The sequence below is a fragment of the Anaerostipes sp. MSJ-23 genome (assembly GCF_018918155.1).
Taxonomy (GTDB): domain Bacteria; phylum Bacillota; class Clostridia; order Lachnospirales; family Lachnospiraceae; genus Anaerostipes.
This window is the reverse complement of the sequence record NZ_JAHLPY010000016.1, coordinates 1-12,794: the sequence shown is the minus strand read 5'-3', so window position 1 is coordinate 12,794 and position 12,794 is coordinate 1. Positions and strand designations below refer to the sequence as shown.

At 34.3% G+C, this 12,794-nt stretch carries 12 protein-coding genes and 1 other annotated feature; all 12 genes read left to right on the top strand.

The genetic code is table 11. The features are described from left to right. Positions 1 to 44: 44 nt before the first annotated feature. The gene (locus KQI71_RS09795; RefSeq protein WP_216435795.1) at positions 45 to 707 is read left to right on the top strand and encodes a phosphatase PAP2 family protein; all 663 of its coding nucleotides are present in this window, start codon (positions 45 to 47) and stop codon (positions 705 to 707) included. 262 nt (positions 708 to 969) lie between these two features. Beyond that, on the top strand, positions 970 to 1,287 hold the full coding sequence (locus KQI71_RS09790; RefSeq protein WP_216435794.1) for a TIGR04076 family protein: 318 nt from the start codon (positions 970 to 972) through the stop codon (positions 1,285 to 1,287). Beyond that, positions 1,284 to 2,357 (top strand): amidohydrolase, encoded by a 1,074-nt coding sequence (locus tag KQI71_RS09785; protein WP_216435792.1) that lies wholly within the window; start codon positions 1,284 to 1,286, stop codon positions 2,355 to 2,357. The genes KQI71_RS09790 and KQI71_RS09785 overlap by 4 nt, the downstream gene beginning before the upstream one ends. Before the next feature lie 132 nt (positions 2,358 to 2,489). Then, positions 2,490 to 4,622, top strand: a complete 2,133-nt coding sequence (locus tag KQI71_RS09780) for a glycogen debranching protein (protein WP_216435878.1) — start codon at positions 2,490 to 2,492, stop codon at positions 4,620 to 4,622. Positions 4,623 to 4,643: 21 nt separating this feature from the next. Then, the gene (locus KQI71_RS09775) at positions 4,644 to 5,516 is read left to right on the top strand and encodes a magnesium transporter CorA family protein (protein ID WP_216435790.1); all 873 of its coding nucleotides are present in this window, start codon (positions 4,644 to 4,646) and stop codon (positions 5,514 to 5,516) included. A gap of 19 nt (positions 5,517 to 5,535) precedes the next feature. After that, on the top strand, positions 5,536 to 6,480 hold the full coding sequence (locus tag KQI71_RS09770; protein ID WP_216435788.1) for a tRNA dihydrouridine synthase: 945 nt from the start codon (positions 5,536 to 5,538) through the stop codon (positions 6,478 to 6,480). Between the two features lie 210 nt (positions 6,481 to 6,690). Beyond that, positions 6,691 to 7,674, top strand: coding sequence for a zinc ribbon domain-containing protein (locus KQI71_RS09765; RefSeq protein ID WP_216435786.1), 984 nt, complete (start codon positions 6,691 to 6,693; stop codon positions 7,672 to 7,674). Between the two features lie 40 nt (positions 7,675 to 7,714). Further along, positions 7,715 to 7,939, top strand: a binding site (T-box leader). Positions 7,940 to 8,028: 89 nt separating this feature from the next. Beyond that, entirely contained in the window at positions 8,029 to 9,774 is a 1,746-nt protein-coding gene (gene aspS, locus KQI71_RS09760; protein ID WP_216435783.1) for an aspartate--tRNA ligase, read from the top strand. Positions 9,775 to 9,877: 103 nt separating this feature from the next. After that, entirely contained in the window at positions 9,878 to 10,333 is a 456-nt protein-coding gene (locus KQI71_RS09755; RefSeq protein ID WP_216435781.1) for a DUF523 domain-containing protein, read from the top strand. Further along, a complete protein-coding gene (locus KQI71_RS09750; RefSeq protein ID WP_216435779.1) occupies positions 10,323 to 11,279 on the top strand; it encodes an alpha/beta hydrolase in 957 nt (318 codons plus the stop codon). The genes KQI71_RS09755 and KQI71_RS09750 overlap by 11 nt, the downstream gene beginning before the upstream one ends. Beyond that, entirely contained in the window at positions 11,276 to 11,803 is a 528-nt protein-coding gene (locus KQI71_RS09745; RefSeq protein ID WP_216435777.1) for a GNAT family N-acetyltransferase, read from the top strand. Before KQI71_RS09750 ends, KQI71_RS09745 begins: the two co-directional genes overlap by 4 nt. Positions 11,804 to 12,319: 516 nt before the next feature. Further along, on the top strand, positions 12,320 to 12,721 hold the full coding sequence (gene tnpA, locus KQI71_RS09740; protein WP_216435775.1) for an IS200/IS605 family transposase: 402 nt from the start codon (positions 12,320 to 12,322) through the stop codon (positions 12,719 to 12,721). The last annotated feature ends 73 nt before the right edge of the window (positions 12,722 to 12,794 follow it).

Genomic DNA, 12,794 nt, shown 5'->3' with positions numbered 1-12,794 from the left:
AATATTCGAAAAGGTCCGTCATAAAGAAACAGGAGTTTATAAATATGTGGGAAAAATTAATTCAAAAGATGAAAAAACATGGGCATGTATTAGTCGTGTTAATATATTCTATTTTTTATATGAGTGTTTTTTCTTATATAGAAGAAAGAAATACACATCCATACATTGTTCATACAGCAATCGATGATCAAATTCCATTTTGTGAATATTTTGTTGTACCTTATATTTTATGGTTCGCTTTTATTACAGTAACACTGATTTATTTTGCTTTTTTTAGCCATAAAAAAGATGAATATTATCAGTTGTTAATTACCCTTGGAACGGGAATGACCCTCTTTTTGGTAATTTCTTTGGTTTTTCCAAACGGTCAGGATCTTCGGCCAACACTGACTGGAGATAGTATTTTTATAAAAGCAGTGCAATATATTTATCATGCGGATACACCGACGAACGTATTGCCGAGTATTCATGTCTTTAATTCATTGGCCTGCTGTTTGGCAATTATAAAAAATAAAAATATCAGACCATGGATCAAACGGTCAGCACAGGTACTAACTATTTTAATTATTATGTCAACAATGTTGCTAAAACAGCATAGTATTGTAGATGTGATTTTTGCGGCAATTTTGTATGCCATCTGCTATCAGTTATATTATGTAACGATACCCAGTCTTTCATACCGACGTTCAGAGGTAAAAAGCTGGTAAGTAAAAAGAGAATTCTATCAGTTTCATTATCTGGATAGAATTCTCTTTTTTTATTGTCATGCGTTATGATAAATGTATAAAAAAGTAAGAAGAGAAAATGCAGTGATGGATGTAGTAAGGATATGAAGGAACGGGACATTATTAGTTTATATTTCAAAAAAGAGTACACGGTTTTAAGAAAGATATGTCTGGTAAATTCAGACGTATTTTTTTTCTGTTTCATTGTGTTAAAATAAAAATATGCAAAATAAAGGAGGAAATGATGAAAAAATGTAAGATTACCGTGATGCGCATGGCTTCTTATCCAGATTTAATGGAACAGTATGAAAATCCGATCGAACATGCATGTGATATGAAAATTGGACAGGTTTTTATTGCAAATGGATGGAAAAAGCCGGATGGAATGTGTGATAGTGCATGGGAAAGTATGTCTGCTTTTGTGATGACATTGTCTCATGGAGGGAGCAACTTTTATAATGGTTGGATGAAAAATGATAAATCGGCTATGATTTCTTGTAATGATGGGTTTCGGCCAGTTAGTTTTTTGATTGAAGCATTAGATGAGGAGGCACAAGAATGAGAGAGGAATTGTTAAATAAAATAAAAAGATTACGGAAACAATTACATCAATGTGCAGAAATTTCTGGTCAGGAAGTAAAAACAAAGGAAACTCTTATTCGATTTTTGAAAGAGTTTACAAATTTTGAAATAAATCCATGCGGGAGGGGGTTCTATGTTGCCTGTCGTTCAGAAGGTAGAAAAAATAGAGGGATTGTGCTTCGGGCTGATTATGATGCGCTTGCCAGACCAGATGGTACGGCAGCACATTTATGTGGACATGACGGACATGCGGCAGTTCTTTGCGGTGTCGCCATGATACTGGAAGAACAAAAACCTGACAGAGATGTTTTTTTATTGTTTCAGCCGGCAGAAGAAACCGGAGAGGGGGCATTTCCATGTACAGAAATTTTCCAAAAAGAATCGATTGAAGAAATTTATGGAATGCATAATCTTCCAGGATTTTCGAAAGGACAGGTTTATATAAAAGAAGGAACCTTTGCCTGTGGATCTGAAGGATTGATTCTTAGTTTTCAGGGTGCAGCAGCACATGCAGCGTATCCAGAATATGGTATTTCACCAGCGTTGGCTGTTGGAAAGTTTCTTTGTGCTCTCCCTGAAATTTCGAATCAAAAATTTTATGAGTCTATGACACTTTGTACGGTAATAGGTGTTTCTATGGGAGAAAAAGCATTTGGGGCTGCAGCAGCCGATGCACAGGTGTGGCTTACTTTGCGGGCAGAGAAAAATAAAGATCTTGAGAATTTAAAAGAAAAGGTTGTTCATTATGCACGAAATGTAGCCAAGGAAGAAAATTTAAAATTTAAGATAAAAGAACAAGATGTATTTCCGGCAACAGAAAACAATGAGGAATGTGTAAAAAAAGTATTACAATGCTGTAATGGACAGAGTTTAAAAGAGCCAATGCGTTGGAGTGAAGATTTTGGCCATTATTTAAAAAGATGCAAAGGGGCTTTTTTTGGAATTGGAGCGGGAGAAGACTGTCCGGCTCTGCATACACAATTTTATGAATATCCAGATTGTATTTTAAGACAATCTATAGAAGCTTTTTGTAGATTAATATTTGAATAATAAATAGTATCATATAAATAAAAAATGGGGAGGAGGACTTGTGAGAGATCTTTTTCTGTGGTTTAATAAAAACAGGGTAAAGTATACAGAAGAAGATAGGAGAATACAGTGAAACGATATTTTGATAATGATATGCTCAAACATTCAGTATCGGTTTGCCCAATGATGCAGGTAGAAGGATATTGGGTGCGGCCTGGAATGTTTGACTTAAATGGCGCTACAGAATTGCCGATAGGCATTAATTTTACCATTCACACACATGGAGGAACAAGCTGTGAACTTCTTTTATTCCATAAAGGAGAAGAAGAACCGTATGCAGTAATTCCATTTCCCGAATCTTATAAGATTGGGGATGTTTATTCGATGATCGTATATGATCTGGACGTTGAAACATTTGAATATGCCTATCGAATTGACGGAGAGTATGATCCGTCAAAAGGATTATTGTTTGATAAGAAGAATATTCTTTTGGATCCGTATGCAAAAGCAGTAGCAGGACAGAGAACCTGGGGAAAAAAGCGAAAAGGAATCTATCATGCGCGAGTCGTAAAAGATGTATTTGACTGGGGAGATCTTCCGCAGTCTAGGAGAAAAATGAATGACTTGATTATTTATGAGATGCATGTTCGCGGTTTTACTCAGCATGAGACTTCTGGTGTAGAGCAAAAAGGAACTTTTGCCGGAGTTATGGAAAAAATTCCTTATTTAAAAGAACTTGGTGTAAATGCAGTAGAGCTGATGCCTATTTTTGAATTTGATGAAACAATCAATGCACGTGAAGTCAATGGAAAAGAACTTTTGGAATATTGGGGATATAATACGGTAAGTTATTTTTCTCCAAACACAAGTTATGCAGCAAAAGATGTAGCTCATAAAGAAGGGCTTGAATTAAAAACAATGATTAAAGCTCTTCATGAACATGGAATTGAAGTTATTCTCGATGTCGTATTTAATCATACGGCAGAAGGGGATGAACATGGACCAACATTTAGTTTTAAAGGAATTGATAATAATATTTATTATATTCTCTCTAGTGATGGAAAATATTATAATTTCAGCGGCTGTGGAAATACATTGAATTGTAATCAGCCAATTGTACAGCAGATGATTCTTGAATGTCTTCGATATTGGACAATTAATTATCGCATTGATGGTTTCCGATTTGATCTTGCAAGTATTCTTGGAAGAAATGAATATGGGGAACCTATGGATCATCCGCCATTATTACAGACACTAGCATGTGATCCTATTTTGAGGAATGTTAAATTGATTGCAGAGGCATGGGATGCAGGTGGAATGTATCAAGTCGGAAGTTTTCCAGCAAGTCAGCGATGGGCAGAATGGAATGGAAGATACCGTGACGCTGTTCGTAGTTTTCTAAAAGGAGATTTCTGGGAATCATGGAATGCCGCTTGGAGTTTTGCAGGTTCTGGCGATTTATATGGAGGTTATTATGGAGGACATAATGATCGTTATGCTGGATATGATTCCTGTGTGAATTTTATTACATGTCATGATGGATTTACGATGTATGATCTCTATTCATATAATGAAAAACATAATGAAGCCAATGGATGGAATAACACAGATGGTTCCAATGATAATCGAAGCTGGAACTGTGGTATTGAGGGCGAAACCGATGATCCGGAAGTGTTGAAATTACGTTTTCGGATGATTCGTAATGCCTGCGCTACTTTAATGTGCAGCCGTGGAACGCCGATGTTCCTTATGGGGGATGAGTTTGGACATACAAAACGAGGAAATAACAATAGTTATTGCCAGGATAATGATATTTCATGGTTGAACTGGGATAATCTTGAAAAAAACAAAAATTTGTTTGAATTTTTCAAATTTATGATTGCCTATCGCAAAAAACATCCGGCAATCCGTAAAACAATAAAAGAAGCAGAGTGTGGAATGGAGCCAATTCGTTTGCATGATGTTAATCCAGATATTGTTAACTTACCAAAAGATGCAAAAACATTTTCGATTAGTTTTGCTGGATTTGATGAAGAAAAACAAGAAGATGATCTTGTTTATATGACAGTGAATGCTTTTTGGGAGGAAGTACAGATTCGTCTCCCAGATCTTCACGGATATGGGGATTGGTATTTAACCGCAGATACTTACGGAGATGAGGTTGGAGACTATTGTTATGAAGAAAATGAGGAAAAATTAATTGAAGGTTCTTATTTAATGAGACCAAGAACGGTTGCCATTTTTACTGGTCATAAGCGTCATGAGCTCGTAGACATGAATGAGTAAAAAAAGAAAACGAGGTAGTTTATGGTAGAATATTCCATAGAGAATGGAAAGATTCCTCTTATATCACCAGAAGAATTTCGAGTGATGAAGGGAAATTATCCTCATCGTAAAATCCTTTTAAAAAGTATGGATCTGGTACGTGACAGCAAGGTGGAAATTTTTGGAGAATGTATTATCGGAACAATACGTACTTCAGAAAAAAATATTCATAGAAAAAAACGGATCTCTTTCGGATTTTATATAGAAGGAAATCATTTGTTGCTTCTTGAGACAGAACCTGTTCTTGATAATATTTTAAAAAAAATACCTTCAGAATCTTATCAGAAGGAGAGGGCAAACTTTTTTCTCCTTCTTCTTCTGGAAGCATTGATTGAAGATGATATTCGATATCTTTTAAAAGTAGAACAGGAACTGGAAGCTTTGGAAGAAACAATTTTACAAGATATTTCAGAAACATTTTATCAGGAGGTGGTGAGATACCGGAAAGAATTATCAAGACTTCACTCTTATTATGAACAGTTGATTAACATCGGAGATTTAATGCAGGAGAATATTTGCCAGCCATTAAATAGCGAAGAAGATGCCAGATGGCAACATTATACAAATCGTACAGAACGTTTGCATAACCAAGTTGAGATGCTTAGGGAATATTTAATTCAAATTCGTGAAATTTATCAGTCGCAGATTGATATCCGGCAAAATCGCGTAATGAGTTTTTTAACAATCGTAACAACCATCTTTTTTCCATTGACATTAATTGCAGAATGGTATGGAATGAATTTTCGAGGAATGCCGGAGCTTAGCTGGAAATATGGATATTTATTTGTAATTATATTAAGTGTAGTGATTGTTGCAGCAGAAATTTATTATTTCAAAAAAAAGAAAATGTTGTGAAAATGGGAAGGATATGAATATGAAATTTTATTTTGCACCTATGGAAGGTATTACGACGTTTTTATACAGAAATGCACATGCAAAGTATTTTGCGGGAGTTGACCAGTATTTTACACCATTTCTTATGCCAAATCAAAAAAGAATTTTTCGTACAAGAGAGTTGCAGGATGTTTTACCAGAACATAATCAAGGAGTTCATCTTGTTCCGCAGATCCTTACAAAAAAACCAGAAGAATTTATAAAAACAGCAAAGGAACTTCAAAAAATGGGATACGATGAAGTAAATTTAAATGTTGGCTGTCCGTCAAAAACAGTTGTTTCTAAAGGAAAAGGTTCAGGATTCTTGAATCATTTGGAGGAATTAGATGAATTTTTTACGGAAATATTTGATAAATTAGACATGAAGATTTCTGTAAAAACGAGAGTTGGAATGTATAGTGAAAGTGAATTTGGAGAAATCCTTGAAATATATAATAAATATCCAATTAGTGAGTTGATTATTCATCCGAGAGTTCAAAAGGACTTTTATAGCGGAAAGCCTTATATTAATACATTCTCCAAAGCAGTGAAAGATAGCAGCAATGAGGTCTGTTATAATGGTGATATTACATCAGTGGATGATTTTCAAAAATTAAGAAAAAAATTTCCGCAGGTACATGCTTTTATGATTGGAAGAGGCCTTTTATATAATCCAGCTCTGATTCGGCAAATCAAAGGAGGACCGGCTCTTTCAAAAGAAGAACTTTTAAAAATGCATAATCAGATTTATGAGGCATATAAAGGGTATGTATCTGGAGAAAAGAACGTATTATTTAAAATGAAGGATTTTTGGAGTAATCCGGTAAAGTTGTTTACAAATTATGAAAAATATGCAAAAAAAATAAAAAAAGCGCAAAATTTAAAAAGTTATGAACAGGCAGTGGATGCGTTGGTTTCGGAACAGGAAATTAGAGAGGCGTTATAAAAAGAAAATAGAGATGATACATTCCTATATTTGTTTTCGCTTTGAGTTAGATGGAAAAACTTATATGGATGATCTTGGTTAGTTCATTCTATTTGAAGAATTTTATAGATTTTTTTATTACATATAGAATACTGTTTATGCTGTTTTTATAAAAAGGAAGGAAAAAATTGGTATAATCAAAAACAGAATAAAGAAAGAGAGGATAGAGAAATGTATTGTCCTAATTGTGGAAAAGAAAATGATGATGATGCAAAATTTTGTGAAGAATGTGGATCTCTCATGCATGAAGAAGATAATGCCAAAATTCTTGGATCCGATTTTTCAATGGATTTTGTAGAGCCATTAAAAGCTTCGAAGCATTCATCTGGAAAATTTATAAAAATAGCAGTATTAATTGTTGTCTGTATTGGAATTGGTGTTGGAGGTGCTTTTTTCGTATCGAAAGATTTCAAAAAAGGAGAAAAAGAAGAGATAGTAAAAAAGAAAACTAATATTGTAGAAAATAAAAATGTAGTAAAAGCAATTTCAGAAGGACAACAGACAGAAAAAGAGAATAGCAATTCAGAAAATAGTAGTCAGATAACAAAGTCTGATTCAGGTTCTAAACTTCCAAATACGAATAATGATACAATGGACTTATCCGCTTGCAAAAATCCAAATAATTATCAGTATATAACGAGTTCAGATGGTTCTTTTCGCTTTGGTTATCCAAAGTCTTTATTTAATGAAAGCCGAAGGGATGATAACAATAACCATTATCTTTTGAGCTTTAAAAAAGATAATGAAACGAAAATCAAGGCAGATTATTCTGTTACGGAAGCAACTGGGGATTCTCTTACTATAGCGCAGAACTATATTGATGATTGTATCAATGAAAATCATCTTACGATTACTTATCGTTATCCACAAACGGATATGAGTAAAGCAGTAAAAGCAGATGGAAGTGCAACGATGATCGCGATGGGCTATAGTGATTCTGCGAAAAAGAAATGGCAGTATCATTTAGTGAAAAATGATGGCAGCAGAACATATGTTATGAAAATAGCTTATGAAGATCCAGAGTATACAAATCCTCATAAAACAATTAATTATGTTGTGGATTGTATGTATAGAGCATGTTCTTTTAGCAATACAACTTATCAATTAAGAACATTTGATCAGTTTCAGAAAGATCTTATGGGAACAAAAAAATAGTTTTGGTTGACAAAAATGTTTTTCTTCTATTATAATAGCTCAGTAGGCGATGATGGAGAAAAGTAACATAACTTATCGTTCCCAGTGAGCAGGCGATAGTGGGAATCCTGCAAAGTGAATTTGTGTGAAGAACACTCCGGAGCATTGATCTGAACACTTTTTGTCAGTAGGTGAGACGTAATTCTGGCGTTAACAGAAGCACAAGAGAGACTGTAGAAACAGTAAATCAGGTGGTACCGCGGACTGTAATAGGTTCGTCCTGAAAGAATTTAATTTTTCAGGACGAGCTTTTTTTATTTAAAAAGAAATACCGCCTGAATAAGTATAAAAACAAAAATGAAAAGGAGAAAGAAAATGTCAGACATATACCGTACAAGAACCATGGATCAGATTTCCGAAGGTGATATTGGAACAGAATTAAAAATTGCTGGATGGGTAGAGAACATTCGTGACCATGGTGGAGTATCTTTTATTGACTTACGTGATATGTATGGAGTAATGCAGGTAGTTTTAAGAGATACAAGCCTTTTAGATCATGTGAGAAAAGAAGAATGCTTATCTATTGAAGGTGTTATTCAGCATCGTGATGAAGAAACTTATAATCCGAAAATTCCAACAGGAACCATTGAACTGGAAGCTCATAAAATTGATATTTTAGGAAAAGTTTATACAGATCTTCCGTTTGAAATCGCAACATCGAAAGAAATCAGAGAAGATGTTCGTTTGAAGTATCGTTTTCTTGATTTGAGAAATAGAAAAGTAAAAGATAATATTTTATTCCGTTCAAAAGTTATTCGTTTCTTAAGAGATAAAATGGAAGAAATGGGATTTGTTGAAATTCAGACACCAATTCTTTGTGCATCCTCTCCAGAAGGAGCTAGAGACTATGTAGTGCCTTCAAGAAAATACAAAGGTAAATTTTATGCACTTCCACAGGCACCTCAGCAGTATAAACAGCTTTTAATGGTATCTGGAATTGATAAATACTATCAAGTGGCTCCTTGTTTTCGTGATGAAGATGCTCGTGCAGACCGTTCACCTGGAGAATTTTATCAGTTAGACTATGAAATGAGTTTTGCAACACAGGAAGACGTATTTAAAGTTGGAGAAGAAGTATTAACAGCTGCATTTAAAAAATTTGCGCCGGAAGGATATGAAATTACAGAAGCTCCATATCCAATCATCAGTTATAAAGAAGCTATGTTGAAATTTGGAACCGATAAACCAGATCTTCGTAATCCATTGCGTATTTTAGATGTCACAGACTTTTTCCAGAGATGTACTTTTAAACCATTTCATGGACAGACGGTACGTGCAATCAATGTTCATGCAAAACTTTCTAAAGGACAGCATGAAAAACTTTTGAAGTTTGCTCAGTCTATTGGTATGGGCGGACTTGGATATCTTGAAGTTAAAGAAGAAATGAAATATAAAGGACCGATTGATAAATTTATTCCAGATGATATGAAGATGGAATTAGCTCAGATGGCAGGATTACAGGAAGGAGATACTATCTTCTTTATTGCAGCACCAGAAAAGGCAGCATGCATTTTTGCCGGACAGATTCGTGATGAACTTGGACGTCGTTTGGATCTAATTGAAAAGAACGCTTATCGATTCTGTTATATCAATGATTTCCCAATGTATGAGATTGATGAAGAGACAGGAAAACTTGGATTTACTCATAATCCATTTTCTATGCCTCAGGGTGGTTTGGAAGCATTAAATGAAAAAGATCCTCTGGATATTCTTGCATATCAGTATGATATTGTATGTAATGGTGTGGAGTTATCTTCAGGAGCTGTCCGTAACCACGATATGGAAATCATGGAAAAGGCATTTGAAATTGCGGGATATGATAAAGAAACATTAAAAGATAAATTTGGAGCGTTATATAATGCATTCCAGTTTGGTGCACCACCTCATGCAGGCATGGCACCTGGAATTGATCGTATGATTATGCTTCTTCGTAATGAAGAAAATATCCGTGAAATCATTGCATTCCCAATGAGTGGAACAGCACAGGATTTGATGTGCGGAGCACCAAATGAAATCACAGAACAGCAGCTTCGTGAGGTTCATATTAAAGTAAGAGATTAATTGATTTAATATAAGGCAGGAAGGGGAATAGATTCTTCTTTCTGCTTTTTCATTTCATAGGAAATTTCAAGAAGATGCTATTTGATGCACATAGGAGAGAAGTATGAGAATATTGGTAAGTGCCTGTCTGTTAGGAATGAATTGTAAATATAGTGGTGGGAATAATAAGAAGGAAGAAGTTCTTTCTTTATTAAAAGAGCATGAATTGATACCAGTTTGTCCAGAGATTCTTGGAGGACTGCCGACACCAAGAGTACCAGCTGAAAATAAGGGAAAACAGGTGTTTACAAAAGATGGGCGAGACGTAACTTGTCAATTTCAAAAAGGAGCTTTGGAAACTTTAAAGATTGCACAGCTTTGTCAATGTCACTGTGCCATTTTAAAAGAAAAAAGTCCATCTTGTGGTAGCGGAGAGATTTATGATGGAACGTTTCAGGGCATTTTAATACAAGGAGATGGAGTGACTGCAAGATTGCTAAAAGAACATGGAATTTATGTAGTTGGAGAGAAGCATTTAAATAAACTTTATAAAAATGTGGGGAAGAGGGATGAAAGATAAAAAGCAGACAGTTCTAGCGGTAGCATCTATAGCAACTTCTATATTCACAGCAGCATCGTTTGCGTTGTTTGAGTATGCCATTTGTCGTAAAAAGAAGCAGCCGGATATTCGAAAAAAAGAAAAGTGGAAGCCATATCTTAATTATGTTTTAAAAGAACAAAAATGGTTGTATGAGCATCAGGAAAAAGAATTAAAAACAATTGAATCGAAAGATGGATTGAAACTTCAGGCTGTATATATTCCAAAAGAGAATGCAAAGGGAATTATCATTTGTATGCATGGCTATCATTCAGCTATTGAAATAGAATTTGTGCCAGAAATTCGTTTTTTATGGGATCTTGGCTATAGCATTTTGCTCCCATGGCAGAGAAGTCATGGAAAAAGTGAGGGACGCTACATTACTTATGGGGTGAAGGAAAGATATGATTTGAAACAATGGATTTTATATGCAAATGATATGCTTCATATGGCACAACGTGATATATTTTTATGTGGCATTTCCATGGGATGTGCAACAGCTTTGATGGCAGCAGGGTTGAAGCTTCCGAAGAATGTAAAAGGGATCATTGCAGATTGTGGATTTACTTCCCCGTGGGATATTGTTAAGCATGTTGCCAAAACAAGATTGCATCTTCCATCCTTTCCATTGATGTACTCGGTTAATTTTATTTGTAAGATTTTTGCTGGATTTGGTTTAAAGGAAGTATCAATTCCTGAGATTATGAAACAAAATCAGATACCCATTCTCTTTATCCATGGAGATAGAGATCAATATGTGCCCATGTGGATGACAGTAAAGAATTATGAAGCCTGTGCAGGTCCCAAAGAACTTTATATTGTTCATGGAGCAGGACATGCACTAGCATTTTCAAAAGATATGGAAGAAGGAAAACGATGGATTCAAAAATTTATAAAAAAATATGAAACACGAAAGAGAAATGAATGAAAGAAATAAAAATACAAAAAGCAGATAAGCAAGATATAGATGCTGTTATGCAATTGATGATGGAAGCAAAACAAAAAGTAAAAGATCCACAGTGGTTTGCAACGGATAACAGAGATTATGTGGAAAAACGAGTGAAAAAACATGGATTTATCTTGAAAGCATGTCAGGAGGGAAAAATTGTCGGCTTTTTTATCGTAGATATTCCGGGAAGAGAAAAAGAAAATCTTGGATATGATCTTGGTTATTCAGAAGAAAAATTGGAGCAGGTGGTTCATATGGATTACGCAGTTGTTTCCAAAGAAGCACAGGGATATGGGTTGCAGAAACGTTTTGTGGAAGAGGCAGAGAAAAGATTGTGTAAAACAAAATATAAATATTTTCTTGCAACGGTACACCCAGATAATGTTTATAGTCGTAGGAATATGGTACAAATGGGATATCGAGAAGCAAAACAATTATTAAAATATGGTGGAATGCCACGAATCATTATGGAAAAAAAGAAAACAGACGGTTTTCGCTTTTGAAAAGATATCTATAGATTCATCTTAAAATATTGATATTCATTAATCATTATTATATAATATTTCTAGGATAATAAGCGGGAATCCTTGGCAATTCAATTACCGAGATGAAAGCGTTTTGCAGCCATATGTTTTCGAACATATGGTTATTTTTTGTTTTATATGATATATATTGTATACTATATAAAATCTGATACATTCCTGCACTTTTGTGTATAATATCAATTATCCTATGATATGGTCTGTAAAGATTGTATTTGGCAAAACAAAAGGGAAAGAAAAGATAGGATCTGATGGTAATAAAGACGCCATATATTGTAAGAATAGCTGTGTAAAAAACGGTATTGGTCCTATCTATGGAGTTTGGAACTTCATAAATCACATGCTCTGGTCATTCAATTACAATTAATAGTGCGAAAAGCCCACTCCTTTAGGTGTGGGATGGACAGCACATTTATTTTATATTTTAATGTGTATGTCTCCATTGATTTTATACACATATTATAGTATAGTATATGTATGGAAAATAATTATAGACATACAAACACAACAGTATCTTTGATAAATTATCATTTTATATTTTGTCCAAGATACAGACGAAAAATTTTTCTAATATCAAATGTAGAAAGACGCTTTAAAGAACTGGTCAAAATAAAATGTAAGGAGTTAGAAATTGAAATTATTGCAATCGAATGTGATAAAGACCACACTCATATGTTCTTAAATTGTCTACCTACGTTAAGTCCATCAGACATTATGAGACAAATAAAAGGATATACAAGTAAAATTCTTAGAGAAGAGTTTGTAGAACTATCAAAAATGCCTAGTTTATGGACAAGAAGTTATTTTGTTTCTACGGCAGGTAATGTATGTAGCGAAACAATTAAAAAGTATGTAGAAAATCAAAAGAAGAGATATTAGAAAAAGAGAATATTATATTAGAAAGTGAGGTGAATATTATGGCAAACTTTATTGTTGAATTTCCATTAAAAAC